The organism is Streptomyces sp. NPDC001493 (genome assembly GCF_053597235.1).
Window position 1 is genome coordinate 81,557 of sequence record NZ_JBSFHV010000020.1, and the last position, 24,746, is coordinate 106,302.

The 24,746-nt window shown below is 73.0% G+C and carries 26 protein-coding genes; 15 read left to right on the plus strand and 11 right to left on the minus strand.

Annotation, left to right across the window (positions count from 1 at the left end; all coding sequences use genetic code 11):
• The first annotated feature begins 275 nt into the window (after positions 1-275).
• The 6 genes from ACWCWD_RS26225 to ACWCWD_RS26250 all read left to right on the plus strand — a co-directional run bounded on the left by ACWCWD_RS26225 (position 276) and on the right by ACWCWD_RS26250 (position 6,890).
• Positions 276-1,553, plus strand: a complete 1,278-nt coding sequence (locus ACWCWD_RS26225; protein WP_450776251.1) for a prenyltransferase/squalene oxidase repeat-containing protein — start codon at positions 276-278, stop codon at positions 1,551-1,553.
• Positions 1,550-2,281, plus strand: a complete 732-nt coding sequence (locus ACWCWD_RS26230; RefSeq protein WP_450776252.1) for an SCO2322 family protein — start codon at positions 1,550-1,552, stop codon at positions 2,279-2,281. The genes ACWCWD_RS26225 and ACWCWD_RS26230 overlap by 4 nt, the downstream gene beginning before the upstream one ends.
• Positions 2,278-3,435, plus strand: a complete 1,158-nt coding sequence (locus ACWCWD_RS26235) for an energy-coupling factor transporter transmembrane protein EcfT (RefSeq protein WP_450776253.1) — start codon at positions 2,278-2,280, stop codon at positions 3,433-3,435. Before ACWCWD_RS26230 ends, ACWCWD_RS26235 begins: the two co-directional genes overlap by 4 nt.
• Entirely contained in the window at positions 3,432-5,222 is a 1,791-nt protein-coding gene (locus ACWCWD_RS26240) for an ABC transporter ATP-binding protein (RefSeq protein WP_450776255.1), read from the plus strand. The genes ACWCWD_RS26235 and ACWCWD_RS26240 overlap by 4 nt, the downstream gene beginning before the upstream one ends.
• Positions 5,223-5,350: 128 nt before the next feature.
• Positions 5,351-6,181, plus strand: coding sequence for an ECF transporter S component (locus tag ACWCWD_RS26245; protein WP_450776394.1), 831 nt, complete (start codon positions 5,351-5,353; stop codon positions 6,179-6,181).
• A gap of 271 nt (positions 6,182-6,452) precedes the next feature.
• Positions 6,453-6,890, plus strand: coding sequence for an aggregation-promoting factor C-terminal-like domain-containing protein (locus ACWCWD_RS26250; protein ID WP_450776257.1), 438 nt, complete (start codon positions 6,453-6,455; stop codon positions 6,888-6,890).
• A 97-nt stretch (positions 6,891-6,987) separates the two neighbouring features.
• Here ACWCWD_RS26250 and ACWCWD_RS26255 read toward each other — a convergent pair whose 3' ends face one another.
• Both ACWCWD_RS26255 and ACWCWD_RS26260 read right to left on the minus strand, forming a co-directional pair.
• Positions 6,988-8,106, minus strand: a complete 1,119-nt coding sequence (locus ACWCWD_RS26255; RefSeq protein WP_450776396.1) for an MFS transporter — start codon at positions 8,104-8,106, stop codon at positions 6,988-6,990.
• Positions 8,107-8,348: 242 nt separating this feature from the next.
• Positions 8,349-10,481 carry a bifunctional glycosyltransferase 87/phosphatase PAP2 family protein gene (locus ACWCWD_RS26260; protein ID WP_450776259.1) on the minus strand — a complete coding sequence of 711 codons (2,133 nt, stop codon included), beginning with the start codon at positions 10,479-10,481 and terminating at the stop codon, positions 8,349-8,351.
• A gap of 185 nt (positions 10,482-10,666) precedes the next feature.
• On the opposite strand from ACWCWD_RS26260, the gene ACWCWD_RS26265 reads away from it, so the two are divergent.
• Entirely contained in the window at positions 10,667-11,146 is a 480-nt protein-coding gene (locus ACWCWD_RS26265) for a GNAT family N-acetyltransferase (protein ID WP_450776261.1), read from the plus strand.
• A gap of 35 nt (positions 11,147-11,181) precedes the next feature.
• Here the strand turns inward: ACWCWD_RS26265 and ACWCWD_RS26270 are convergent, their stop codons facing one another.
• Positions 11,182-13,266, minus strand: coding sequence for a DHA2 family efflux MFS transporter permease subunit (locus ACWCWD_RS26270; protein WP_450776263.1), 2,085 nt, complete (start codon positions 13,264-13,266; stop codon positions 11,182-11,184).
• A gap of 138 nt (positions 13,267-13,404) precedes the next feature.
• Here ACWCWD_RS26270 and ACWCWD_RS26275 point away from each other — a divergent pair, with 138 nt between their 5' ends.
• The 5 genes from ACWCWD_RS26275 to ACWCWD_RS26295 all read left to right on the plus strand — a co-directional run bounded on the left by ACWCWD_RS26275 (position 13,405) and on the right by ACWCWD_RS26295 (position 18,352).
• Positions 13,405-14,628 carry a peptidoglycan-binding domain-containing protein gene (locus ACWCWD_RS26275; RefSeq protein ID WP_450776265.1) on the plus strand — a complete coding sequence of 408 codons (1,224 nt, stop codon included), beginning with the start codon at positions 13,405-13,407 and terminating at the stop codon, positions 14,626-14,628.
• A 190-nt stretch (positions 14,629-14,818) separates the two neighbouring features.
• Positions 14,819-15,484 (plus strand): HAD-IA family hydrolase, encoded by a 666-nt coding sequence (locus ACWCWD_RS26280; protein WP_450776267.1) that lies wholly within the window; start codon positions 14,819-14,821, stop codon positions 15,482-15,484.
• Between the two features lie 330 nt (positions 15,485-15,814).
• Positions 15,815-16,459 (plus strand): HNH endonuclease family protein, encoded by a 645-nt coding sequence (locus tag ACWCWD_RS26285; protein WP_450776269.1) that lies wholly within the window; start codon positions 15,815-15,817, stop codon positions 16,457-16,459.
• A 547-nt stretch (positions 16,460-17,006) separates the two neighbouring features.
• Positions 17,007-17,414, plus strand: a complete 408-nt coding sequence (locus ACWCWD_RS26290; RefSeq protein WP_450776398.1) for a DoxX family protein — start codon at positions 17,007-17,009, stop codon at positions 17,412-17,414.
• A gap of 245 nt (positions 17,415-17,659) precedes the next feature.
• The gene (locus tag ACWCWD_RS26295) at positions 17,660-18,352 is read left to right on the plus strand and encodes a DedA family protein (protein WP_450776271.1); all 693 of its coding nucleotides are present in this window, start codon (positions 17,660-17,662) and stop codon (positions 18,350-18,352) included.
• Positions 18,353-18,412: 60 nt separating this feature from the next.
• Here the strand turns inward: ACWCWD_RS26295 and ACWCWD_RS26300 are convergent, their stop codons facing one another.
• The 6 genes from ACWCWD_RS26300 to ACWCWD_RS26325 all read right to left on the minus strand — a co-directional run bounded on the left by ACWCWD_RS26300 (position 18,413) and on the right by ACWCWD_RS26325 (position 20,927).
• On the minus strand, positions 18,413-18,643 hold the full coding sequence (locus tag ACWCWD_RS26300) for a DUF2277 domain-containing protein (RefSeq protein ID WP_327175540.1): 231 nt from the start codon (positions 18,641-18,643) through the stop codon (positions 18,413-18,415).
• 89 nt (positions 18,644-18,732) lie between these two features.
• Positions 18,733-19,086, minus strand: coding sequence for a DUF7144 family membrane protein (locus ACWCWD_RS26305; protein WP_450776400.1), 354 nt, complete (start codon positions 19,084-19,086; stop codon positions 18,733-18,735).
• Positions 19,087-19,401: 315 nt separating this feature from the next.
• Positions 19,402-19,749, minus strand: coding sequence for a hypothetical protein (locus ACWCWD_RS26310; protein ID WP_450776273.1), 348 nt, complete (start codon positions 19,747-19,749; stop codon positions 19,402-19,404).
• 4 nt (positions 19,750-19,753) lie between these two features.
• Positions 19,754-19,969 (minus strand): hypothetical protein, encoded by a 216-nt coding sequence (locus tag ACWCWD_RS26315; RefSeq protein ID WP_266703803.1) that lies wholly within the window; start codon positions 19,967-19,969, stop codon positions 19,754-19,756.
• A gap of 217 nt (positions 19,970-20,186) precedes the next feature.
• Positions 20,187-20,366, minus strand: a complete 180-nt coding sequence (locus tag ACWCWD_RS26320) for a hypothetical protein (RefSeq protein ID WP_450776275.1) — start codon at positions 20,364-20,366, stop codon at positions 20,187-20,189.
• Between the two features lie 9 nt (positions 20,367-20,375).
• A complete protein-coding gene (locus tag ACWCWD_RS26325; protein ID WP_450776277.1) occupies positions 20,376-20,927 on the minus strand; it encodes a flavoprotein in 552 nt (183 codons plus the stop codon).
• Between the two features lie 123 nt (positions 20,928-21,050).
• Between ACWCWD_RS26325 and ACWCWD_RS26330 the strand changes: the two genes are divergently transcribed.
• From ACWCWD_RS26330 to ACWCWD_RS26340, 3 genes are all read left to right on the plus strand, one after another.
• Positions 21,051-22,235 (plus strand): helix-turn-helix domain-containing protein, encoded by a 1,185-nt coding sequence (locus tag ACWCWD_RS26330; protein WP_450776278.1) that lies wholly within the window; start codon positions 21,051-21,053, stop codon positions 22,233-22,235.
• Positions 22,236-22,384: 149 nt separating this feature from the next.
• A complete protein-coding gene (locus ACWCWD_RS26335; RefSeq protein ID WP_450776280.1) occupies positions 22,385-22,606 on the plus strand; it encodes a hypothetical protein in 222 nt (73 codons plus the stop codon).
• Positions 22,607-23,274: 668 nt separating this feature from the next.
• Positions 23,275-23,868, plus strand: a complete 594-nt coding sequence (locus ACWCWD_RS26340; protein ID WP_450776282.1) for a hypothetical protein — start codon at positions 23,275-23,277, stop codon at positions 23,866-23,868.
• A 38-nt stretch (positions 23,869-23,906) separates the two neighbouring features.
• Here ACWCWD_RS26340 and ACWCWD_RS26345 read toward each other — a convergent pair whose 3' ends face one another.
• Together ACWCWD_RS26345 and ACWCWD_RS26350 are read right to left on the minus strand one after the other, a co-directional pair.
• A complete protein-coding gene (locus ACWCWD_RS26345) occupies positions 23,907-24,221 on the minus strand; it encodes a DUF6980 family protein (RefSeq protein WP_450776284.1) in 315 nt (104 codons plus the stop codon).
• A gap of 208 nt (positions 24,222-24,429) precedes the next feature.
• On the minus strand, positions 24,430-24,744 hold the full coding sequence (locus tag ACWCWD_RS26350) for a 4a-hydroxytetrahydrobiopterin dehydratase (RefSeq protein ID WP_450776286.1): 315 nt from the start codon (positions 24,742-24,744) through the stop codon (positions 24,430-24,432).
• Between the last annotated feature and the right edge of the window lie 2 nt (positions 24,745-24,746).

Here is a 24,746-nt window from a genome sequence, read left to right on the forward strand (position 1 = left end):
GGGGCCGGTCCCGGCTCCCCCGGTAGAGTGAACCCGTCGTTCATCACGCCCGTACGGGGAATTCCGGCGCAAACCGGTACCGCTCCCCGCCCGGCCCCGGTCCGCACCGGGTCGTCGCCGTCCGTGGACCGCCCGCACTCCGGGCGGAGTCCGGGGCGCGTGCGCGAACGGCCGATGCCGCCGGGAGGTCCGGTGGTCCGCATCCGTCGCAACAGACGGAGCCGAGCCCGGCACGTGCCCGCGCCCGGCCCCCGCAGGAGAGGCCCTCGCCAGTCATGACCGTACGCCGCAGCGCAGCCGCGCTCGCGACCACCGCCGTGCTCCTGGCGTCCGCCGCCCCGGCGGCGCTGGCGGACTCGTCCAGCCCGTCGCCCTCCCCCACCTCTTCCCCCTCCGTGCCCGCCGACCCGCACGCCGGGCTGTACGGCACCTCGGACCCGACGTACGACGGGGTCTGGCGCCAGTCGCTGGCCTTCCTGGCCCAGAAGATCGAGTACGTCACCCCGTCCGTGGAGGCGGTGAACTGGCTGAAGCTCCAGCAGTGCGACAGCGGCGGCTTCGCCGCGTACCGCGACTTCCACAAGCCGTGCGACGCCAAGACGATGACGGACACCAACTCCACCGCCGCCGCCGTCCAGGCGCTCGCCGAGCTGACCGGCGAGAAGACGGCCGTGGCGAACGGCATCGACTGGCTGGCGTCCGTGCAGAACGACGACGGCGGCTGGGGCTACACCCCCGGCAGCCCCAGCGACGCGAACTCGACCGCGGTGGTCGTCGGCGCCTTCGCCCGCGCGGGCAAGAAGCTGACCGACATGACCTCGTCCGCCGGGCACACCCCGTACGACGTGCTGCGCGGGCTCGCGCTGCCGTGCGGCGGCAAGGACGGCGGCGCGTTCGCCTACCAGCCGGACAAGAAGGGCGCGCTGGCCGCCAACGCGGACGCCACCGCGGCGGCCGTGCTCGGCACCCTGGGCAAGGGCCTGGCGGCCGGCAGCTACAACCCGGGCAAGGCCCCCGTCTGCACCCCCGGCACCGGCCTCACCACCGAGCAGGTCGCCCAGAACGGCGCGCACTGGCTGACCGCCGCGCTCGCCGGTTCCGGCCACCTCGACCAGGCGCCCATGCCGGGCTCGGAGACCACCGACCCGCAGCCCGACTTCGGCAACACCGCCGACGCCGTCGTGGCGCTCGCCGCCTCCGGCCACCAGGACAAGGCCGCGTCCGCCGTCACCTGGCTGGAGAAGAACTCCGCCGCCTGGGCGAAGCAGTCCGGCCCGGCCGCGTACGCGCAGCTGATCCTCGCGGCCCACGCGACCGGCACCGACGCCCGCGACTTCGGCGGCGCCGACCTCGTCGCCCAGCTCAACGCGACCGGCCCGGCGCCCGCCGCGACCGCGGTGCCCTCCCCGACCCCGACCGGTGCGCAGCCCGCCGCCGGCTCCACGGGCAGCTCCGGCTTCAGCGTCTGGTGGCTGATCGCGGTGGGCCTGGCCGTCGGCGCGGGCATCGGCTTCCTGATCAGCAACCGGGGCAAGGACAAGGGCGGCCGGTGACCGCGCCCGCGTTCCGGAGCACGCCCGGCGGAGCTCTCCGCCGGGCCGCGGCGCTCGTGGCGCTGACGGCGCTCGCGGCGGTCGTGACGCTCTGCGTCGCGGGCACCGCGCAGGCTGCCGGGTACCGCTACTGGTCCTTCTGGGAGGGCGACGGCTCGCGGTGGGCGTACGCCACCCAGGGGCCGTCCCTGGTCCGCCCCGAGGACGGGGCCGTGCAGGGTTTCCGGTTCGCGGTGAGCGAGGACTCCGGCGACGCGACGCAGCCGCGCCGCACCCCCGACTTCGCCGCCGTCTGCGGGGACACCCCCGCGAAGGACGGCAGCAAGCGCGTCGCGCTGGTCATCGACCCCGGCACGGCGGCCGACGCCCCCGCGGGCGAGCGGCCGCCCGCGCTCCGTACCGCCTGCGCCCGGGTCGCCCCGGACGCGAGCACCGCCGATGCGCTGGCCTCGGTCGCGAAGCCGCTGCGGTACGACAGCGCGGCGCTGCTCTGCGCCATCTCGGGCTATCCGGAGACGGGCTGCGGCGAGCAGATCTCGGGCGACGCCTCACCGGCGCCCACCGGGGCGGCCACCTCCGCGAGTTCCCCGGCCGCCTCGTCCGGCGCCTCGTCGGGCGGGACGGCGGACGGTGACGGCGGCGGTCCCTCCGTCGGCGTGCTCGCCGGTATCGGTGCCGTCGTGGTCCTCGGCGCGGCCGCCGTCCTCCAGGCACGCCGCCGGCGATGAGCCCCCTTCCCGCCGCGACGGGCCGCGTGCGCGGCCTGCGCGCGCCCGGGGCGCACCGGAGCAACGCGCTGCCCGCCGGCGCGTGGTGGCTGTGGGCGCTGGGGCTGGCGGCCGCCGCGTCCCGCACCACCAACCCGCTGCTGCTCGGACTGCTGGTGGGGGTGGCCGGTTATGTGGTGGCCGCGCGGCGTACGGACGCGCCGTGGGCCCGTTCGTACGGGGCGTTCGTCAAGCTCGGTCTCTTCGTCGTCGGGGTGCGGCTCGTGTTCTCGGCGTTCCTGGGGTCGTCGATCCCGGGCACGCACACCCTCGTCACGCTCCCCGAGGTGCCGCTGCCCGACTGGGCCCAGGGCGTCCGGATCGGCGGCCGGGTGACCGGGGAGCAGCTCCTCTTCGCGCTGTACGACGGGGCGCGGATGGCCGCCCTGTTGATCTGTGTCGGCGCGGCCAACTCCCTCGCCAGTCCGGCCCGGTTGCTGAAGTCGCTGCCGGGCGCGCTGTACGAGGCGGGGGTGGCGGTCGTCGTCGCCATGACGTTCGCCCCGAACATGGTCGCCGACGTGGCCCGGCTGCGGACCGCCCGGCGGCTGCGGGGCCGTCCCACCGGCGGGATCCGGGCGGTCGCCCAGATCGGACTGCCGGTGCTGGAGGGCGCGCTGGAGCGGTCGGTGGCGGTGGCGGCCTCGATGGACGCGCGGGGGTACGGGCGGACCGCCCGGGTGCCGGCCCGTGTCCGGCGCACCACCGACGTCCTCACCCTCGGCGGCCTGCTGGGGGTGTGCGCCGGTACGTACGGGCTGCTCGCCTCCGAGGGCGCGGTCTACGGGCTGCCGCTGCTGGTGGCGGGCCTCGTCGCGGCGACGGCCGGGCTGCGCCTGGGCGGCCGTCGCACGGTGCGCACCCGGTACCGGCCCGACCGGTGGGGTGTGCGGGCGTGGCTGGTGGCGGGGTCGGGCGTGCTGGTCGCCGCGGTGATGATCCGGGCGGGTTCGGTGGACCCGGCGGCGCTGCGGCCCGGGGTCGTCCCGCCGGCCCCGCCGATGCTGCCGCTGTGGCCCGCCGCGGGCATCCTGATCGGGCTGCTGCCCGCGTTCGCCGCCCCCGTACCGCCGCGCCCGGCTGCCGTACCGCCGTATCCGAAGGAGGACCAGTGATCCGGTTCGAGCAGGTCTCCCTGCGGTACGAAGGTGCGGCCGAGCCCACCCTGTCGGGCGTCGATCTGACCGTGCCCGAGGGCGAGTTGGTGCTGCTCGTCGGCCCGTCCGGGGTCGGAAAGTCGACGCTGCTCGGTGCGGTGCCGGGGCTGGTGCCGCACTTCACCGGCGGGACGCTGAGCGGCCGGGTGACGGTCGGCGGGCGGGACACGCGCACCCACAAGCCGCGTGAACTCGCCGATCTGGTGGGCACGGTGGGCCAGGACCCGTCGGCGCACTTCGTCACGGACACCGTGGAGGACGAACTCGCCTACGGCATGGAGTCGTTGGGGCTCGCCCCGGACGTGATGCGCCGCCGGGTGGAGGAGACCCTCGACCTGCTGGGGCTCGCGGAGTTGCGGGACCGGCCGATCGCCACGCTCTCCGGCGGACAGCGGCAGCGGGTCGCGATCGGCTCGGTGCTGACCCCGCACCCGAAGGTGCTGGTCCTCGACGAGCCGACGTCCGCGCTGGACCCGGCGGCGGCCGAGGAGGTCCTCGCGGTGCTCCAGCGCCTCGTGCACGACCTGGGCACGACCGTGTTGATGGCCGAGCACCGGCTGGAGCGCGTGGTGCAGTACGCGGACCGGGTCGTGCTGCTGCCCGCGCCGGGCGCCGCCCCGGTCGTGGGCGCCCCGGCGCAGATCATGGCCGTCTCGCCGGTCCGGCCGCCCGTCGCCGAACTGGGGCTGCTGGCGGGCTGGGACCCGCTGCCGCTCTCCGTACGCGACGCCCGGCGGCGGGCGGAGGGGCTGCGGGAGCGGCTGGCCGGCAGGTCGCCCGCCACGGTGGCACCGCTGCCCGTGCACCCCGTACATCCCACGCCCCCCGTGCACCCCGTGCACCCCGTGAGCCTCGTGCCCGGCGCGTCCGACACGGCTGCCGGTGCCTCCGCTCCGGCGCCCACTCCGCGCGCCGGTCTCTTCGGCCTCCGGCGCGCACGCCGGGCGCGTACCACCGACACCGCAGCCGCTTCCGACCCCACCGCTCCTCTGGCGCGGGCCGAGGGGCTCGGGGTGCGGCGCGGCCGGGTGGAGGCGCTGCGCGCGGTGACCCTGGACGTCCGGGCCGGCGAGACCGTGGCCCTGATGGGGCGCAACGGCGCCGGGAAGTCCACCCTGCTCGGGGCGCTCGTCGGCATGGTCCCGCCGACCGCCGGGCGGGTCCGCGTCGGCGGTCTGGAGCCGTCGCGCACCGATCCGCGCACGATGGTGCGCCGGGTCGGGCTGGTGCCGCAGGAGCCCCGTGACCTGCTGTACGCGGAGTCGGTGGCGGCCGAGTGCGCGGCGGCCGACGCCGACGCGGGCGCCCCGGCGGGAAGCTGCCGGGCCCTCGTCTCCCGGCTGCTGCCCGGCGTACCGGACGCCACCCACCCCCGTGACCTCTCCGAGGGCCAGCGGCTCACCCTGGCGCTGGCCCTCGTACTGACCGCCCGGCCGCCGCTGATCCTGCTGGACGAGCCGACCCGGGGGCTCGACTACGCGGCGAAGGCCCGGCTGGTCGGCGTGTTGCGCGGCCTGGCGGCCGAGGGGCACGCGATCGTGCTGGCCACCCACGACGTGGAGCTGGCGGCGGAACTGGCGGACCGGGTGGTGATCCTGGCCGGCGGGGAGGTCGTCGCGGACGGCCCGACCCGGCAGGTGGTGGTCTCCTCCCCCGCGTACGCCCCGCAGACCGCGAAGATCCTCGCCCCGCAGGAGTGGCTCACCGTGAACCAGGTCCGCACGGCCCTGGAGGCGGACGCGTGACGGGCGGGCGCGTGACCGGCACCGCACGCCCCGACGGCACCGCACTCCCCGAAGGCTCCGCACCCCCCGAAGGCTCCGCGACCGGCGGCCGGCGGGTCCGCCCGGTCCGGCTCGGACCGCGTTCGGTCGTGGCGCTGGTGCTGGTCAGCGCGGTGGGGGTGGCGGCCTTCGGCTGGCCGCTGCTCGCCGGGCCCGCGTTCGGCACCGCCCATGCCCAGGACGCGCCGTGGCTGTTCGGCGCACTGCTGCCGCTGCTGGTGGCGGTGGCCGTGGCGACGATCGCGGACGCCGGGCTGGACGCGAAGGCCGTCGCGATGCTCGGGGTGCTCGCGGCGGTCGGTGCCGCCCTGCGCCCGCTGGGGGCGGGGACGGCGGGGCTGGAACCGATGTTCTTCCTGATGGTGCTCAGCGGGCGGGTGCTCGGGCCGGGTTTCGGCTTCGTGCTGGGCGCGGTGACGATGTTCGCGTCGGCGCTGCTCACCGGTGGGGTGGGGCCGTGGATGCCGTTCCAGATGCTGTCGATGTCCTGGTTCACCATGGGCGCGGGTCTGCTGCCGGGGCCCGAGCGGCTGCGCGGCCGGGCGGAGACCGCGATGCTCGCGGCGTACGGCGCGGCGGCGTCGCTGCTCTACGGCACGGTGATGAACCTGTACGGCTGGACGATCGTGCCCGGCCTGGGCTCGGGCATCTCCTTCGTGGCGGGCGACCCGGTGCACGAGAACCTGGTCCGCTTCCTGGCGTACTGCCTGACCACCTCGCTCGGCTGGGACCTGGGCCGGGCGGCGCTGACCGTGGTGCTGACGCTCGCCGTGGGGCCGGTACTCCTGCGGGCGCTCCGCCGGGCGACCCGGCGCGCTTCCTTCGAGGCCCAGGTCACATTCGAGGGTCCCGGCGGCGTGAGGACACCCACAGGTACTAGGTCCTCCCCCAAGCCGGGTAGTAGCGACACCGGTGAATGAATCACCTGTTTCGCACTGCCCCTGACCTGCCTCAACTCCCCTTTGTCCGCGTTCGGGACCTTGGGCCCGGGGTCCGACCCGGGGTCGTACGGCCGCCGTCTGGAGGGCATTGCCAGCGCCGGACGCCGGGGCTAACCATGGATCTCGTCGCCGAACACCTCGGTGGCCCGGTCGACCGTCATCAGGTCACCAGGGCCCAGGTGGGGACGCCCGGATCATTCACCACAGAACCGGCCCGCGACGCCACCTGCCCCCGACGTTAGGTTTCTTCGTGTCGTTCGCCAGTCGTTTCCTCGCCCAGCCCCGCATCGCAGGCCGCAAGACCGTCCTCGCCGGCGCCGCCGTACTCCTCGGTGGCAGTGGCCTGGCCATCGGCGCCGGTACGGCGTCCGCCGCCACGCCCACCGCGACGACCGCGGCCGCGAGCGCGCAGGCCACGGCGAAGCAGATGATCGGTGACAGCGCCCAGTTCCAGTGCTTCAGCAACATCGTGTCGCACGAGAGCGGCTGGAACCCGAGCGCCACCAACGCTTCCTCCGGCGCGTACGGCCTGGTCCAGGCCCTGCCCGCCTCCAAGATGGCCACCGCCGGTTCCGACTGGCAGACCAACCCCGCCACGCAGATCAAGTGGGGCCTCAACTACATGAACGAGCGCTACGGCAGCCCGTGCGGCGCCTGGGACTTCTGGCAGGCCAACAGCTGGTACTGAGCCGGCCCGCGCAGCAGCCCGCATGACGAAGCCCGGGCCGGGACCTCTTCACCGAGGTCCCGGCCCGGGCTTCGCCGTGTCCGCCCCTGTCGTCCCTTCACGGTCCGGCCCTTCGGCGCGGCGCCCCTCCGAGGAGAGCCACCGCGCAGGCCGCGACGGAGAGCAGACCGCCGACGAGGAAGGTGCCCCGCACGTCGCCGACCGACAGGACCAGTCCGCCGAGTGCGGCGCCCCCCGCGATACCGGCGTTGTAGGAACCCGAGTTCGCCGCGAGCGCGAGGTCCGTGCGGCCGGGGGCGCAGTACAGCATCGCGTTCTGCGTGGTCATGAACACCGGGCCGAGCGCACCACCCATCAGCACCAGGAACACCACCGCCGCCACCGGCTCGGTACCGGCCACGTAGAGGCCGAGCATCCCCACCGCCTGGGTGGCCGCGGCGGCGCACAGCGCGGCATGGGGGAAGCGGTCCAGCAGCGCCCCGGTGATGCTCACCCCGGCCAGACACGCCACGCCGAACGCCATGATCAGGACGCCGACCGTGCCGGGCGTGAAGCCGCTCACGTCCCCCAGGAACTTCACGACGTACGTGAATCCCGCGAACGCCCCGGTGGCGGAGAGGGCCCCGGTCACCAGCACGACCACGAACCGGCGGACGTCGGGATCGGTCGCGTGGGCGGCGGGCTCGTCCTCCGGACGCGAGGTCGGCAGCAGCACGGCGATCGTCACCAGGGAGACGGTTCCGGCGGCGGCGAGCAGGGCGACCGGCACCTGCCAGCCGTTCTGCCGGCCCAGCCAGGAACCGGCGGGCACACCGAGCACGAGGGCGAGCGACCCGGCGACGGAGAGCGCCCCGATCACCCGGCCGCGTACCTCGGCCGGGAAGAGACCGACCGCGACCGGCCCCATCACCGCCCAGAACAGCGCCTGGGCGAGCGCGGTCGTCAGCCGTGCCCCGAGGAGCATCCCGTAGGAGGGGGCCAGCGCGGCTGCGAGGCTGGAGACGACCAGCGCGGCCAGCAGCCCTGTGAGCACATGGCGCCGGGGCACCGCCCGTACGGCGTGGGCGAGCGGCAGGGACGCGACGGCCACGGTCACGCCGTACCCGGTGACCAGCAGCCCGACCGCCTGCACCGACACCCGCAGGTCTCCGGCGATGACCTCCAGGAGGCCGACGGGCAGGTTCTCCGCCGTGTTGAAGGTGAAGGCGGCCAGCATCAGGGCCGCGAGCACCGCCGGCCCGCGCCGGGGAGCGCGCCGGGGCACGACCGCACGGCCGCGTCCCGGCCCCGCCCGGCGCACCGGCTCCGCGGTTCCGTCCATGGAGCCAGCCCATCGGGCCCGCCGGGCCGGCGCAACCCGGTTTCCGGCCCCGTCGGGACCATGAGGAAGGGGTGCCCGGGCGTCAGCCGCCCCGGCACCCCCTCGTCACGACCGGGCCGCCCCGGGGCCGTACCGGCTCACTCGCGGGCCGCGCCCGTACTCGCCGCCGTACCTCTGCCGGCCAGGGTCCGGGCGTCGTCCGCCGGGGATCTCCCGCCGCTCCCCGCCACCGGCTCGCGGTCGCGGTCGTGGTCGGGGCGCCGCAGCCGGCGCGGGCCGGCCAGGGCCCAGGTCAGCAGGAAGCCGAGCGAGACGACCAGCGCGCCGCCCGCCGCGTCGAGGATCCAGTGGTTGCCGGTGCCGACGATGGCGCAGATGGTGAAGAACGGGTGGAGCAGCCCCAGCGGCTTCATCCAGACCTTCGGGGCCAGGATCAGGATCATCAGCCCGCACCAGAGCGACCAGCCGAAGTGCAGCGACGGCATGGCCGCGTACTGGTTGGTGACCGAGGTCAGCGTCCCGTAGTCGGGCTTGGAGAAGTCCTGGACGCCGTGCACGGTGTCGATGAACCCGAGGCCGGGCATGAGCCGGGGCGGTGCCAGCGGGTAGAGCCAGAAGCCGACCAGGGCGAGGAGGGTCGCGAAGCCGATCGTGGAGCGGGCCCAGCGGTAGTCGGCGGGGCGGCGCACGTAGAGCACGCCGAGGATGGTCAGCGGGATGATGAAGTGGAACGTCGAGTAGTAGTAGTCGAAGAAGTCCCGCATCCAGCCGATTCCGGCGACCTTGTGGTTGAACCAGTGCTCGACGTCGATGTGCAGCCACCGCTCGATGGAGTGGACCTGCCTGCCGTGCTTCTCGGCGGTGGGGCGGCCCGCCGTCGCGGCGAGCCTGACCTTGGCGTACGCGGAGTAGACGACCCGGATGAGCAGGAGTTCCAGCAGCAGGTTGGGGCGGGTCAGCACCCGGCGCCAGAACGGCAGCAGCGGCACCCGGCTCCAGCGCGCCGGCACCGGCCGCGCGTAGTCGGTGGGGACCGGTTCGAGCCAGTACGGCGAGGTGCGCGGCAGGAACGGCACGGCGCAGGCCGCACCGAGCGCGGTGAGCAGCAGCACGTTGTCGCGCACGGGGTGGAGCGCCCCGATGTTCGGCAGCAGCATGGTGCCGGGCAGGGTGAGGACGAGCACCACCACGGCGGGCCAGACCAGCCGGTCCGAGGCCCGCTTCCCGACCCGGCCGACCACCGCGAGGAGCACCCAGAGCAGCTGGTGCTGCCAGGCGGTCGGGGAGACGACGACAGCCACGCAGCCGGTCACCGAGACGGCGAGGAGGAGCTGCCCGTCCCGGGCGTAGCGGGCGGCGCGGCGCAGTCCGAGCACGGCGACGGCGAGGGCCAGGACCAGCAGGACGGTGATCTCCAGCGGGCCGTGGAGGCCGAGGCGGAGCAGCGCGCCGTGCAGCGACTGGTTGGCGAGGCCGTCCGGGCGTTCGCCGAGCCCGGCTCCGGCGACGTGGTGGATCCAGTACGTCCAGGAGTCGTGCGGCAGCGCGGCCCAGGCGACGGCGGTGAGCGCGACGAAGGTGGCGCCGCCGGTGAGGGCGGCGCGACGGCGCCCGGTGAGCCACAGGAGGACGGCGAAGAGCAGGACGGGCGGCTGGAGCGCCGCCGCGATCCCGACCAGGATGCCCTGGGCCCGGTGGTCGCGGACCGTGAGGCAGCCGACGAGGACCAGCAGCACCGGCAGGATGCTGGTCTGCCCGAGGTGCAGCGCGTTGCGCACCGGCAGCGACACCATGAGCAGGGTGATGGCGGCCGGGGCGGCGAACAGCGCGGTGCGGCGGCCCACCGGGGAGGGCAGCGCGCGGGCGGCGACGAGGCCGAGCGCGACGACGAGCAGCAGGGAGACGGTGGTCCAGGCGATCCCGAGGGCTTCCTCCGCCGACGCGCCGAGCGGCTTCAGGACGAGCCCCGCGAACGGTGTGCCGGTGAACCGGTCCGGGTCGTAGAGCGAGCCCTTGACGCGCAGGACGCCGTTCTCCCCGATCCAGGTCTCCAGATCGGTCAGCCGCTCACCCGGCGGCTGTCTGAGTACCACCGTCATCTGGCGCACGGCGAGCGCGGCGACGACCAGCCAGAGCACGATCCGGGCCGTCCCGGTCCTCGTCTCCGCGTCCGTCGCCGCGCTCCCGTGCACGCCGTGTTCCGCATGTGTCACGCTGCGCCGACCCTCCCACCGCTCCTGCACATTCCCGTGGATACGGGGCGTGCCCATGAAGCCTCGCATTGCCCCTGGGGGTAGACACCATCAACCCCCACTTCGCCTGACCGTCACGTCGTTTTGCCCAAAGAATGCCAGCCGCGTCCCACGGGCCCCCTGATTCCCCCCTGCCCCGGGCGTCCCGGCGCTCTCGGCGAAATTCGCTTCCCTCCCGATCCGTACGGTGATCGGATCGGCCCATGACCTGGACTTTGACCCCGGAGCGATTCGACACGCCGGACGCGGCGCGGCTGCTGCGGGACTACTACGACGAACTCGCCAGCCGCTACTGGAAGCGGCAGGCGACCGAGGCCGAGATCGACGAGGGACTGACCGACGACGGCGCCGACCGTCTCGCCCCGCCCACCGGCCGGCTCCTGGTGGGCCGGTACGCGGGTGAGCCGGCGAGCTGCGTCGGGGTGTTCCTGGACCAGGCGACGGCCGTCGCGGAGCTGACCCGGGTCTACGTACGCCCCGCCTTCCGGCGCACCGGGGGCGGCGGGCTGCTGGTGGCGGGGGCCGAGGAGGTGGCGCGCGGGGCCGGGATGCGGGTGCTCCGGCTCGACACCCGGAGCGACCTGGTGGAGGCCCGGGGGCTGTACGCGAAGCATGGGTTCCGGGAGATCCCGGCGTACAACGACGGCCCGTACGCCGACCACTGGTTCGCCAAGGAGCTGTGAGGGCCCCCTAGCCCGGGGCGGGGGGCCGGCCGTCGTCAGAGCCCGGGACGGCGCGGTTCGGGGCCGCCCGGGTGGCGCGGCTCGGCCGCGTGGTCGCGGGGTGCCTCGGGCAGGTGGGGTCGCTCCTTCCGGGAGCCGCTGACCTCGGCGGTCAGTTCGGAGACCAGGGCGACCAGATCGGTCGGCCGGCCCGGTCCCCACCAGTCGCCCAGCATCTCGGCGAGCGAGTCCTCCCGGGCCCGGGAGAGCCGTACGACCGCCTCCGCGCCCGGTTCGGTGAGCACCAGCTGTACTCCGTCGCGGCGCGCGAGCCCGCGTTCCTCCAGCTGCCGGGAGGCGTCGGTGATGACCTTCAGCGGCAGCGGGGTGACGTCGGCGAGCCGGGCGGGCTCGACCGCCCCGTGCCGCTTGATGCGGAGCAGCAGCCAGCTGGCGGCGGGCAGCAGGTCGTACCCGGCGCGGGCGGTGATCTTCTCGTAGATCTCGCGCCGCCCCTCGCGGGTGGCGAGGACGGAGAGGGCGCGGGCGCACTCGTCGTAGGAGGAGCGCTCGACCGGGTTCGAGGCCAGGGTCTCGGTGGTGTCGGGTGCGGTGACCGAGCCGCGCAGCGTGTCCTCCTTGAGGAACCACGCGACGACGAAGGCGATGAGCACGACCGGGGCCGCGTAGAGGAACACGTCGGTGATGGAGGTCGCGAACGCGTCGAGGACGGAGGGGCGCAGGTCGGCGGGGAGCTGCCCGATGCCGCGGGGGTCGGCGGCCAGTCGTCCGGGGTCGACGCCCGGTGGCAGCGGCCGGCCGCTGAGCGCGTCGGCCAGCCGGTCGTTGAGCAGGCTGGTGAAGATGGTGCCGAAGATGGCGACCCCGAAGGAGGCGCCGATGGACCGGAAGAACGTGGCGCCGGAGGTGGCGACGCCGAGGTCCTCGTAGGGGACGGCGTTCTGCACGACCAGCACGAGGACCTGCATCACCAGGCCGAGCCCGGCACCGAAGACGAAGAAGTAGGCGCTCATCTCCCACGTCGAGCTGTTCACGTCGAGCCGGTGCAGGAGCAGCAGGCCGATCGCGGTGATGGCCGTACCGAGGAGGGGGAACACCTTCCAGCGGCCGGTACGGCTGACGATCTGGCCGGAGCCGGTCGAGGTGAGGAGCAGCCCCAGCACCATCGGCAGCATGTGCACGCCGGACATGGTCGGGGTGATGCCCTGGACGATCTGGAGGAACGTCGGCAGGTAGGTCATCGCGCCGAACATGGCGAAGCCGATGACGAAGCTGATGAGCGCGACGAGGCTGAAGGTCCTGATCCGGAAGAGCTTCAGCGGCAGTACGGGTTCGGCGGCGCGCCGCTCGACGGCCACGAACGCGATCAGGAGCACCACCGCGAGGACGGAGAGTCCGATGATCTGCGCGGAGCCCCAGTCCCAGGTCGTACCGCCCAGGGAGGCCACCAGAACCAGGCAGGTCGCCACGGCGGCGATGAGGAAGGTGCCGAGGTAGTCGATGGTGTGCTTGGTCCGCCTGACCGGGATGTGCAGGACGGCGGCGATGACGATCAGCGCGACGGCGCCGACCGGGAGGTTGATGTAGAAGACCCAGCGCCAGGAGAGGTGCTGGGTGAAGAGGCCGCCCAGCAGCGGTCCGAGGACGCTGGTCACGCCGAACACTGCCCCGAAGAGGCCTTGGTACTTGCCGCGCTCCCGGGGCGGCACGATGTCGCCGACGATGGCCATCGAGAGCACCATCAGCCCGCCGCCGCCGAGGCCCTGGAGCGCGCGGAAACCGATCAGCTGCGGCATGTTCTGCGCGAGGCCGCAGAGCGCCGAGCCGATCAGGAAGATGACGATGGCGGTCTGGAAGAGTTTTTTACGTCCGTACTGGTCACCGAGCTTGCCCCAGAGCGGGGTCGCCGCCGTCGCCGCCAGCATGTAGGCGGTGACCACCCACGAGAGGTGCTCCAGGCCGCCGAGATCGCTGACGATCGTGGGAAGCGCCGTGGAGACGATCGTCTGGTCGAGTGCCGCGAGCAGCATGCCGAGCAGCAGTGCGCCGATGGCCACCAGAATCGTCCGCGTGGACCGCACCTCCCCGGGCGCGAGCGGCGGACTCGACTGCTGGGCCATGGGCGTCTCCTCGGATCTCCGGGTACACACCATCCTTACCTCTATGTCCGCTTATGGCCTGCTGAGCGGTGACGCCGCGTCGAACGCACGCTCGGCGACCTGCATAATCCAAGACAATTCAAGGGGAGGGGACCCACGATGACGGGACAGACGTGCCCGAACTGCGGCGGACTGCGCGACAGCAGACCGCCGGGACCCGGGCCGGGCGCGGCACCGGCCTGCGGATGCGCCGCCGCAGGCGCGGGAGCGGTACCGGCCGGGGCGGGGGCCACCGGCGGGAACGTTGCCGGTGGCGCGGGCGGGAAGCCCGGAGTCGCTGCCGAGGTGGCAGCCGCCGAGGACTTTGACCCGCTGCGGATCAGGCCGTACGTGACGCTGCCGAACTCCGAGGATTCGGAGCGGGGCGAGGGTGCGGCGACCGGCGGGGCCGCGGTGGCTGAAGGCGCTGCGGTGGCAGGCGGGACTGCAGTGGCTGGTGATGCTGTGGTGGCCGGTGGGGCTGTGGCCGACGGCGTCGAGGCGCCTCCGGCGGGCGGCGCGGAAGGCACGGACGCCCCCGCCCCCGTCCCCGCCGACTCGACGATGCGGCTGCCGGTGGTGCCTCCGGCCGAGCGCGGGGCGAACCGGCCCGCCGGGCCGATGCCCCCGGCCGCGCCCGCGCCGATACCGGGGTCCGCTCCGGCGGGTGGCGGGGCCGGGGAGGCGAAGCCCGACCCCGTCCAGCCCCGCCGCAAGAGCCCGTTCGTCGCGCTGGGGGTGGCGGCGGCCGTCGTCGCGATGATCGGGACCGCCTCCGTCCTCGGCGGCGTCTTCGACGGCGACGAGGCCGCCCAGCAGGAGAGCCTGCCCGGGACCACGACGAGCGTTCCGGACGCGACCGCCGACGCGACGGACGCCCCGGCAAGCCCGTCCGCCTCCGCGTCGACCTCCGTCACGGCCTCGCCCTCCGCCTCGGCGGCCTCCGCCTCCCCGTCGGCCTCGGCCTCGGCCTCCCCCTCGGCCACCGGGGTGAGCGCGGCGCCGACCGCCTCCGCCGGGATGCCGTCGCCCACGCCGAGCAATCCGACCTCCGCCCCGCCGGTCGACGCCTCCCCCTCGGCCACGACCGCACCGCCCGCCGGCGTCGCCGCCGCCACCCTGCAGCGCGGTGACTACGGACCGGAGGTCGCCGAACTCCAGACCCGGCTCCGGCAGGCACACCTCTTCTACGGCGCGATCGACTCCAACTACACGGACCGGGTCGAGATGGCCGTGTCGACGTACCAGTCGATCCACCACATCGAGGGCGACCCCTCGGGCGTGTACGGGCCCAACACCCGGAGCGTGCTGGAGGGGGCGACGACCGGGAAGAGCAGGCACTGACCGACCGGCCGGTGCCCTGTCCGGGAGGGATTGGCATTCCGGGACAGGTTTTTGTATCGTGATGGAACAAAGTGGCTTCGCCCGCACTCCCTGACCGGCGGGCGGGGCTGCTCTTGTTCTTCGTGCGCCGCACGTCTTCGCGCCCGTGGCGCACGCGTCCCCTACGCACATCGTGCTCTGGAGCTCGCTCATGCCGGCCACCGTCCTCGCAGCCAACGCCGTCCTCCTCGACATGGACGGAACCCTGGTCAACTCCGACGCGGTCGTGGAGCGCTGCTGGCGCCGCTGGGCCGTGGAGCACGGGCTGGACCCGGAGGCTGCGCTCAAGGTGGTGCACGGGCGGCAGGGGTACGCCACGATGGCGATCCTCCTCCCGGACCGCCCCATGGAGCAGAACCACGCGGACAACCGCGTGATGCTGGCCGAGGAGACCGCCGACACCGACGGCGTCGTGCCGGTCGGCGGGGCCCCGGCGTTCATGGCCGCTCTCGCGGACCTGCCGCACGCCCTGGTGACCTCGGCCGACGCGGCTCTCGCCGGAACCCGGATGGCGGCGGCCGCGCTGCCGATGCCCGCGGTCCGCGTCACCGCCGAGTCCGTCGGCGCCAGCAAGCCGGACCCGGAGGGCTTCCTCAAGGGCGCGGCCGAGCTCGGCTTCGCCCCCGCCGACTGCATCGTGTTCGAGGACTCCGAGGCGGGCATCGCCGCCGGCCGCGCGGCCGGCATGCGCGTCGTGGGCGTGGGCCCGCGCGCGGCGGCCCTCTCCCCGGACGCCCACGTCGACGACCTGACCCAGGTCCGCGTGGAGGCCCTGGCCGACGGCTCGCTGAAGCTGCACATCCGCGAAGGCCGCTGACCAACCGGGGCGCGCACGCCCCGCCCGCACCTGCCACACCCGAAGCCCGCCGGGGCGCTCATGCCCCCGGCGGGCTTCGGCGCGTCCGGGAGGATGACGCATCCGCGCACGGAGGAGACGCCCTCCCCCGAATCGCCCTCCACCGAATCAACCCACTCCCACGAGTGCCTGATCGAACGTCAGAGCGCCTTGTTCGACCCCTTGATGTGACGTGCTCATGTCGTCACGCTGTTACCTGGTGCCCACCCCACAGAAACCTGGCACCGCGACGATGACCGGGCTCCACCCCACGCAGCCCGGCCAACGCACCCCCACATCAGAGGAGTTCGCATGTCAAGGTTCTACGCGCGTCGCATAGCCGTCGTCGCCGCCTCCGCCGCGCTCGCCGCCGCCACCGGGCTGCTCACCGCACCGTCCGCCCAGGCCGCGATGCCGACCCCGGTCAGCGCCGCCACCGCCCGTACCTACCTCGGCCAATTGACGGTCGCGGCGGCGGGCACCACGAGCGGTTACAGCCGTGACCTGTTCCCGCACTGGATCACCCAGTCCGGCGCCTGCGACACCCGCGAGACCGTGCTGAAGCGCGACGGAAGCGGAGTCGTCACCAACACCAGCTGCTCGGCGACGAGCGGCAGTTGGTACTCCGAGTACGACGGCGCGACCTGGACCGCCGCCTCCGACCTCGACATCGACCACATGGTCCCGCTGGCCGAGGCCTGGCGTTCGGGCGCCAACGCCTGGACGACCGCCCAGCGCCAGGCGTTCGCCAACGACCTGACGCGCCCGCAGCTGATCGCCGTGACGGACAACGTCAACCAGTCCAAGGGCGACAAGGACCCCGCCGCCTGGCTCCCGTCCCGCGCCGCTTACGTCTGCACCTACGTGCGGGCCTGGGTGCAGGTGAAGTACTACTACAAGCTGACCATCGACTCCGCGGAGAAGACCGCGCTGACGACGACCCTCAACGGCTGCTGACCCACCGGACGGGAAACGGCCCAGCGCCCCCGCCACGAAGCGCGCCGCGATGACGGCGGGTGTTTGGGCGCACGGACAGACGATCCGATCCGAAGCCCCGGGGGCAGGTACCCCGGGGCTTCGTCCTGGAACAGGGCCCGCCGAGAAGCGGGAGACGGGCGGGACCAGTGAGGCCACGGAGGTGACGGAGAGAGGGACATCGGGGAATCCGCGGCCTCCCCGGATGGACTCCGGCTGGAAACGACCATGAAACGCTCGCCGACCGAGAGGCTGCGGCCCCTTTTCGATCATCCCCGGAATCCTCCCTTCCGGAGCCCCGCACCCGCCCTAGGTTGAGGCACTCGATCGGTTGCACGTTCCATGACCGAAGGAGTTTCTTCCGATGTCCCCGTCTCCCCCGTCTTCCCCGTCGTCCCCGTCGTCCCCGTCGGCACAGTCATCACAGTCGCCCCCGTCGTCACAGTCGTCGGCGTCCCCCACGCCGCTCCCGTCCCCCCGCACCTCCCCGCATCCGGCCCTCGAACAGGCTCAGCCCTGGGCGCTCTTCCTGTTCCGCGTGGTAGCCGGGTTCCTCTTCGCCTGCCACGGCGCCGCCTCCCTCTTCGGGGTCCTCGGGCGCCCCTCCACCGACGTCGGAGTCTGGCCGGGCTGGTACGCGGCCGTCATCCAGCTCCTCGGCGGCGTCCTGGTCACGCTCGGCCTGGGCACCCGTACGGCGGCGTTCGTCTCCTCCGGCTCCATGGCCTACGCGTACTTCTCGGTGCACCAGTCGCACGGTCTCCTTCCGATGGAGAACGACGGCGAGGCGTCGGCGATCTTCTGCTGGGTGTTCCTCCTGCTGGCCTTCACGGGCCCCGGCGCGGCGGCCGTGGACCGGCTGCTGCGACGCGGGTCGGGCCTGCCCGGTGACGCGGCGGGACCGTCCGGCCGGTCCGCCACCACCATGGCCGTCTGACCGGAGCGCCTTCAGAGCCGTTCCCGGAGCCCGGATCCGCCGTGTCCCCGGCGGGTCCGGGCTCCCGCGCGTGTGCCCGCCCGGACCTCGGCCGCAGCCCTCCCGACGGTGTACGTGAGCTGCACAACACCGCGCTCCCCCGACTACGTACGGGTGAACCGCAGGCGTAGGCTGTACAGCTGGCCCTGCCGCTCCTGCCGCTCCCCTGCGACGTCGCGGCGTTGATACGAACCGGGGAGTAGGACGTGTTTGAGAGTGTGGGTGCGCTGACAAGCAGCCCATGGGTCTACCTGGTGGTGGGCCTCTCCGTACTCCTGGACGTGTTCCTCCCCGTCCTCCCCAGCGGTGTCCTGGTGATCACCGCGGCCACCGCCGCCGCCGCGGGTTCGACCACGGTCGCGGGTACTCCCGGCGCGGCGGTCCACGCGGCGCCGTCCCTGCTCTTTCTCGCGCTGAGCGCTGCGGCCGCCTCGGTCCTCGGCGACCTCGTGGCGTACCGCCTCGCCTGGCGCGGCGGCGAACGGCTGGACCGCGCCATCGCCCGGTCCCGGCGTCTCACCTCGGCGCAGGAGCGCCTGGGCGCGGCGCTCAACCGCGGCGGCGGCGCGCTCGTCGTGATCGCGCGGTTCGCCCCGGCGGGCCGGTCCGTGGTCTCGCTGGGCGCGGGCGCCGCGCACCGCAAGGTGAAGGAGTTCCTGCCCTGGTCGGCCGTGGCGGGTGTCGCCTGGGCCGGTTACAGCGTCGGGCTGGGCTACTTCGGCGGCCAGTGGCTGGGCGCGACCTGGTTCGGCACGGCCATTTCCGTACTCGCGCTCTTCGTCGCGGGCGGCCTGGCAGCGTTCGTGATGCGCCGCCCGGCGGCTGCGGCCCAGCAGGCACTGGCCGAGGCGGCCGCCACGGCCGCACCGGCTCCGGCCGGTCTCACCCCGGCCCCCTGAACGCCCCGGACACCGTTCGTCCGGCACTCCCCTCAGGCGTACGCACAGCCGTGCACGCCCTCAGCCGTGGGCGGCCGTGTGGGCACCCCGGACCTCCAAGCCGTCGAGAAGCCGGTGCGTGGCGGCCGTGATCTCTTCCACGGCCCGGTCGAACACCTCCTGGTTGTGCGCGGCGGGGGCACGGAAGCCGGACACCTTGCGGACGAACTGCAGGGCGGCGGCTCTCATGTCCTCTTCGGTGGCCTCCTCGGGGAGGGCCGGCGGTCGGAGCGTCTTGATACTGCGGCACATGACTCCAGTGTGACCCCCACCACTGACAACCGGCCCGGACGGGGCTTCGCACCCCGGTACCGCGACTGCGCCGCCGGGCAATGCGGCCCTCAGATCACCGCACCCCGGCGGTCCGTGCACAGGGCCCAGATGACCACCGCGTCGATGCCGATGGAGATGAGGGCGGTGATGGGCGCGTAGGGCAGCCAGAGGAAGTTGGCGATCAGGTTGACGGCGGCGAGCGCCACGCCCGCCCCGCGCGCCCAGCCTGCGCCCTTGAGGATGCTCCAGCCGACGACGACGAGGATCACCCCGAGCACCAGGTGGATCCAGCCCCACGCGGTCAGGTCGAACTTGAAGACGTAGTGGTTGATGCGTGCGAAGACGTCGTCGGTGGCGATGCCCGAGACGCCTTTGAGGATGCCGAGCACACCGTCCACGAGCAGCAGCACACCCGCGAACATCGTTCCGGCCGCCGCCCAGTGCCCGCCCGGCTGCTGCCCCTTCCCGCCCCCGCCCGGGGTGCCGCCGGAGCCCGGGGTACCGCCCCCTCCCGGTGTACCGCCCTCTCCCGGTGTCCCGTCCCGACCGCCTGCCCGCCCCGGTCCCCCCGCCCCGTCCGTCGTCTCCCGCGGTCCTCCGGGGGTGGATGCCGACTGCGTCATGAACACTCCTTCGTGCCACGGATCGCGGTGCAAGTACGGAAGCCGCACCGCGGTACGGAAACAGCACCGCGAGACGGAATCGGAGAGGCAGCCGACCGGGCCCGCACGCCCGGGTCAGCGCGTGGCGACGACAGTGACGACGTGCCCCTGCGCGTCCACGGTCAGAACGGCCCGCTCGACCCTGTTGACCAGGGCCAGCACCAGCCAGACAGGGCCCCAGAGGAAACAGGTGAACACGGTCAGGAAGGCGTGCAGTACGTGGTTGAGGGGCTGCCCGTGTACGAGGACGGCCTGCGCGCCGGACCGCGATTCCACCCGCCATCCGTCGGCGATCCGCTGGGTGACGGCCCAGTCCAGGATGAGGCTGCGCTGCGTGTCGTCCGGCGGGGTGGCGTGCGGGGTGTAGTAGCCGGGCGGCGGCTCGATCGACGTCCGCGCGTGCGGAGTGCGGTGGAGCTTCACGGGCTCACCTCCAGGTGTCGAGGTCTCCGCCTCGCCACTCGATCAGGTCGGGCTGATCAAGGTCGGCTCCCTCCCCGTCCGGTACGAGTCCCGCCGTACGGAGAAGTGCGGCCACCTCTCCCCGGCCGTGGGCCAGCCCCACGATCCGCCCGTGGACCGTCACTCTCCGCGCGCCGTTCGACGACGGCGGGAAGACGATCACGGGCGGGTGTACAGCCATGCGTCCACGGTGCCCCGCACGCGCCGAGTGCGCATCCTGGGGGCGACGGACGCACGGACGCACGGAACGCGTCGAACACGTGGGATGTGTGGGACGCGTGGACCACGTCAGGTCCGACGGGCAGGCCGGGAACAGGCCGGTGCCGATGGCGGAACCGACGCCGACAGCAGCCTTCGCCGCCGCGGCGGCAGCACCGGGACGGCGGGGGCGCCGTCGGTCAGGCCGCCTCCGCCATGTCGGCGTGCATCGCGGACGCCCATTCGACCAGCAGACGCTGATACGTCGCTTCGCCCTCCGGCGACAGCCGTCCGCCCGAACACTGCCACAGTGCGCGGATGTCCGCGTTCACCGCGTCAGGTGAGCGCACGGGGGCAGGCGCCGGAGGAAAAGTGGACATGCGTACAGATTACGGCGCCGAACTGACAACGGTGTCCACGGCATCGAGCGCCAATGTCCACGGAAACTCCTCGGGTCTCCCCTCGCCCGGCCGGTTGGGCTCGAATCCGCCGGGCCCGAAGAGCACGTTCACGCCCGCCTCGCGGAGTGTCTCCAATGACCGCCTGAACTGCGGATGTCGCACGTAGGCGGCGTTTGCGCAGGGCATGGCCACGATCGGTATGTCCTTGCCGGTGCCTTCGGCGACCACTCCGACGACGAAGGTCGAAGTGATGCCGAGCGCCCATTGGTTGAGCGTGTTGAAGGTGGCCGGCGCGACGAGAATCACATCCGCCGGAGGCCAGACGTCCGGATCTCCGGGCATCTTGTACTCGGATCGCACCGGGCGTCCGGTCGCCTCCTCCAGCGCGGGCAGTTGGGGCGCCAGCCACCGCGCGGCCGTCGGCGTGAGGCCCAGGCAGACGTCCCAGCCGCGCGCCTGCGCATTTCTCACTACACGTAATACGTCGAACACCGGAGGGGCAGCAGAACAGAACACGTACAGAGTCGTCATGCAGGCCATACCACCCCGCACTCCTCTCCGGATGCAAACGCCCCCGGAACGGGTGGTATCGCTTCCGATGACACCCACGCCCACAGTGAGCGCGGGTACCTTCCCGGTGACTCGTGTAGAAACGGAGAACGCATGCCCAGCCAGGTCGGCGAGCACACCGGCACCCGCATCAAGGAACAGCGCAGGCTGGCCAGATTGACGCAACGTCAACTCGCCGCCCGCCTGCCCTACTCGTACAGCCTGCTGAACCAGGTCGAGTGCGGTGCCAAACCGGCGAACCTCGACTTCGTGGCGGCGGTGGCACAGGTGTTGCGGATCGACGTGTCGGTTCTGACGGGGCAGCCGTACGTCACCGAGCTCCAGCAGGACCGGCTGACCGAATTGATAAGGCCCATCCGCGAGGCGCTCGACCTGTACGACCTGGGCGGCGACGACACGATTCCGGAACGTTCCCCCGAGCAGCTGGTCGAGGCCGCGCAGCACCTCTGCGTACTGGTACGGGCCACGCATCTGCGCAACGCGGCACGGATGCTGCCGTCCGTCATCACCGAACTGACCACCGCGGCCTGGCGTTCGCAGTCCTCGGAGCTGTGGCGGGCGCTCGCCTCCACGTACCGTACGGCGCACGACGTGAGCGTGAAGCTCGGCTACTACGACCTGTCCGCGGTGGCGCTGGACCGGATGGACTGGGCGGCCCGGCGCGCCTCCGACCCGTGCCTGTCGGCGATCCGCCAGTACATGCGGGCGCTGGTGTACTTCCGGGAGGGCGAGTACCGGATCGGGCAGCGGCTGATCACTTCGGGCCACCAGATCATGTCCGCCGCGGGGGAGGACCGGGAGGCACTGGCCGTGCGGGGCCAACTCCACCTCGGCGCTTCGGTGATCGCCGCGCGCGCGGAGCAGCAGACCCTGGTGGACGACCACATCGCGGAGGCCACCCGCTGCGCGGGGGCCACGGGCGAGGCGACCCGGATCCACTGGCTCTCCTTCGGCCCGACCAACGTGGCGATGCACCGCATGTCGGCGGCGATCGAGATGCGCCAGTACGACGATGCCCTGATCCAGTCCCAGGGCATCAAGCTGCCGGCCGGGCTGGCCACTTCGCGGCGCGCGCACTTCCTCATCGACCGGGCGCGCTGCGAGATGGAGACCGGCCACACCGAGGCGGCCCTCGGCTCCCTCGCCGACGCCCGGCATGCCGCCCCGGAGCAGACCCGGTACCACCCGGGTGCCCGTGAGACGATCAAGGGGCTGGTGCACCTCTCGCGCCGCACCCCGGATTCCCTGGGCCACATGGCCACCTGGATCGGCCTCTGAGCCCCCGGCCCGGGCCCGGCTCGTTCCGCGGCAGGGTCACCACCCTCGCGGTCACTGCTCGTATGTGCACGCTCACAGAACTGTGAGCGTTGTGCCCCTCTCGCCCCGGCATGCTGACGACACCTGATCCATGACGACACGGGGATGCCATGACTGTGAGGAACCTGCCGCCGGTATCCGAGCTGACCGAACAACAACAGCGGGGCTGGTCGTGTGTCTGGTGCGCGGCCCCCTTGTCGACGGGGACCGCCATCAACCTCGGCGAACAGCGCCACGAACCCGCCTTCGGCGCGCCGTACTGGTGGTTCCCCCGCGCCTGCCCCGACACCCGCGCCTGCACGAAACGCGAAAGCGCCGGCGACCGCCGCTGAGCGGCCCGCACGGGCCGGGACGCCCCCCACGCCCCGGCCCTCCCCCCGTACCGGCCCTCACCCTCATACCGGCCTCTCCCCCGCGAACCGCGAACCGCCCCTCATCCCTGCTTGCGCAGCCTCCGCAACGCCGCCCTCGCCTCGGCCTGCTTGCGCCGCGCCACCCCGTACGGCGACCAGGCCCCCTGGTGCAGGTGACACCGCGAGGTCCCCGTCATCGCCTCCTTCGCACACCGGGTCCTGCGCTGCGTCAGGGCCCCGCATCTGATCCGCGCCATCCGTACCCACCCCTTCGTCGTCCCACGATCACCGTCGCCCCCGCTTGCCGTCGCGCTCCTTGCCGCCCCACGATCAGGCTCCCCCGCGCCCTCAACGGTGCCCGAGGCAACTGCCCCGGCGGCAGGCGCACATGCCCCCGGCAGAGGCGCGCCCGCTCACTCCCGGTGCGCTGGGGGCGCAGTGGGGTGCGCGGGTGAGATACGGAGTACGCGCCCCCGGGCGGCATGGTTCGGTACGGCGCAGCCGCCCCGCCCACCGAGTGGCGGCAAGGTCGTGCGCCCCGCCGTGCGCCGCTGTCGTCTTGCGTGCTTCGCCCGCACCGCGCACGGTTCACGTTGTTACTCCTCGGCGCTGCGGCACTGCGCCGCTCAACAGAGTGGGGATACCTGGTGGGTTCGGCGAGTACGTGGGCGCGTGCAACGTTCGGCGACGCAGCCGGCGACCTGACGGAAGCGATCCCGGCCTGCCTCCTGCGGGCACACGGAAGAGCCCGCAACGGGCACGAGGGCGTCCACACCCAGACCTTGGAGGCGTACGGTCACGGGCTGCACGCCGCGCAGTACGAGGAACTCGCCGCCGGCTTGGGACGGTTGGCGGGCGCCCACCCCGTCCGCCTCCACCGGCGCACGGTGATGATCGTCGCCGACCACGTGATCTATCCGCTCCGATACGCCAAGAAGGACCTCCCCGTCACCGCCGCCCGCCTACGACGGGCCACCGGGTTCCGCGCCGAACTGATCCGGCGCCACGGCCCCGAACCCATGCAACAGATGCTCGATCTCGGCATGGACGAGCTCGCGGAGCCCGAAGTCCATCCCGAACTCGATCACTTACCGGAGAACGTCCACCTCGTCCTGGTGGCCTACGCCTGCTCCATGGACCAGGGCCTGATACGCGTCGAATGGGGTTCCGCGGAACTGCGCCGGGAAGACCGTTACCTCATCTGGCACCACCACGAACCTCTGCCACTGAACGCCCGTTGACCACCGCATCGCGGGCTCGGACGGAGGCGGTCGACCCGTCAGCCCAGGGACGGCGGGTTGAGCCAGCGGTCGTCCTGGAACTCGGCGGGGACGTCGTCCCCCCAAGGATCGATCCCGCGGCGTTCCATTTCGTCGAACCATCGGTCCCGCTGTGACTCCGGGAGGCGCCGTCCGCACCAGGGACAGAAGTCGATGCTGATGCTCGACGTGCCGCCGTCATGGACGATCAGCCCGTACTCCTGGAACTTGGCGCTGAATCCGATCAGCGCGTCGGGACAGTCGAAGGGGGCGTCGTGCTGGTCGCAGCGCACGTTCGCGCGGCGGTCCATCTCCTCGCAACAGTGGTGGGTCATGACGCCTGATCGACCTCGGCGCACTGGAGCGCGAGGTGGGCACGAAGCACGCGAAGGCGCACGAAAGCGGGTGGCAGATCGAGCATGGGTTCGAGTCTATGGTGGTGCACGGCGTGCGGCATTCCGCTCCGGAGATCAGGCTGCGCCGAACACGACGGCTCCATGACTACCGCCGCACCCACCGACCGCCCCCTCTGCCGCGACCGCGTCAGGCATCGAGCGGTTCCGCCCCATGGGCTGCGGCGATCTGATCGATGCGTGCGGCAAGGTCGAAGTCCGCCTCGGTCAGTCTGTGGCCGGCGTCGTGCGTCGTGATGCCGAACCGGATCTGGTCCCAGCGCAGGTCGATGTCCGCATGGTGGCCGATGAGCCGCTCGACGTCCGCGACGTGCACGATCATCGCCACGCCCCCGTGATACCGGATCCCGAATGTCCGGGTGATCTCGTCGCCGGAGCGCGTCCACCCCGGTCGGACGGCCAGTTGTTGCGCGATCTGCTTATCCGTCAGCGGTTCCTTGCCCACTG

What these genes read in the sequence shown, in the direction of transcription:
- ACWCWD_RS26300 (WP_327175540.1), bottom strand. Translation starts at nt 18,643, where the DNA reads ATGTGCCGCAGTATCAAGACGCTCCGACCGCCGGCCCTCCCCGAGGAG.
- ACWCWD_RS26305 (WP_450776400.1), bottom strand. Translation starts at nt 19,086, where the DNA reads ATGTTCGCGGGTGTGCTGCTGCTCGTGGACGGTGTGCTCGGCATCCTC.
- ACWCWD_RS26275 (WP_450776265.1), top strand. Translation starts at nt 13,405, where the DNA reads ATGACGGGACAGACGTGCCCGAACTGCGGCGGACTGCGCGACAGCAGA.
- ACWCWD_RS26255 (WP_450776396.1), bottom strand. Translation starts at nt 8,106, where the DNA reads ATGCTGGCCGCCTTCACCTTCAACACGGCGGAGAACCTGCCCGTCGGC.
- ACWCWD_RS26265 (WP_450776261.1), top strand. Translation starts at nt 10,667, where the DNA reads ATGACCTGGACTTTGACCCCGGAGCGATTCGACACGCCGGACGCGGCG.
- ACWCWD_RS26330 (WP_450776278.1), top strand. Translation starts at nt 21,051, where the DNA reads ATGCCCAGCCAGGTCGGCGAGCACACCGGCACCCGCATCAAGGAACAG.
- ACWCWD_RS26270 (WP_450776263.1), bottom strand. Translation starts at nt 13,266, where the DNA reads ATGGCCCAGCAGTCGAGTCCGCCGCTCGCGCCCGGGGAGGTGCGGTCC.
- ACWCWD_RS26285 (WP_450776269.1), top strand. Translation starts at nt 15,815, where the DNA reads ATGTCAAGGTTCTACGCGCGTCGCATAGCCGTCGTCGCCGCCTCCGCC.
- ACWCWD_RS26315 (WP_266703803.1), bottom strand. Translation starts at nt 19,969, where the DNA reads ATGGCTGTACACCCGCCCGTGATCGTCTTCCCGCCGTCGTCGAACGGC.
- ACWCWD_RS26335 (WP_450776280.1), top strand. Translation starts at nt 22,385, where the DNA reads ATGACTGTGAGGAACCTGCCGCCGGTATCCGAGCTGACCGAACAACAA.
- ACWCWD_RS26225 (WP_450776251.1), top strand. Translation starts at nt 276, where the DNA reads ATGACCGTACGCCGCAGCGCAGCCGCGCTCGCGACCACCGCCGTGCTC.
- ACWCWD_RS26280 (WP_450776267.1), top strand. Translation starts at nt 14,819, where the DNA reads ATGCCGGCCACCGTCCTCGCAGCCAACGCCGTCCTCCTCGACATGGAC.
- ACWCWD_RS26345 (WP_450776284.1), bottom strand. Translation starts at nt 24,221, where the DNA reads ATGACCCACCACTGTTGCGAGGAGATGGACCGCCGCGCGAACGTGCGC.
- ACWCWD_RS26260 (WP_450776259.1), bottom strand. Translation starts at nt 10,481, where the DNA reads ATGGGCACGCCCCGTATCCACGGGAATGTGCAGGAGCGGTGGGAGGGT.
- ACWCWD_RS26235 (WP_450776253.1), top strand. Translation starts at nt 2,278, where the DNA reads ATGAGCCCCCTTCCCGCCGCGACGGGCCGCGTGCGCGGCCTGCGCGCG.
- ACWCWD_RS26320 (WP_450776275.1), bottom strand. Translation starts at nt 20,366, where the DNA reads ATGTCCACTTTTCCTCCGGCGCCTGCCCCCGTGCGCTCACCTGACGCG.
- ACWCWD_RS26325 (WP_450776277.1), bottom strand. Translation starts at nt 20,927, where the DNA reads ATGGCCTGCATGACGACTCTGTACGTGTTCTGTTCTGCTGCCCCTCCG.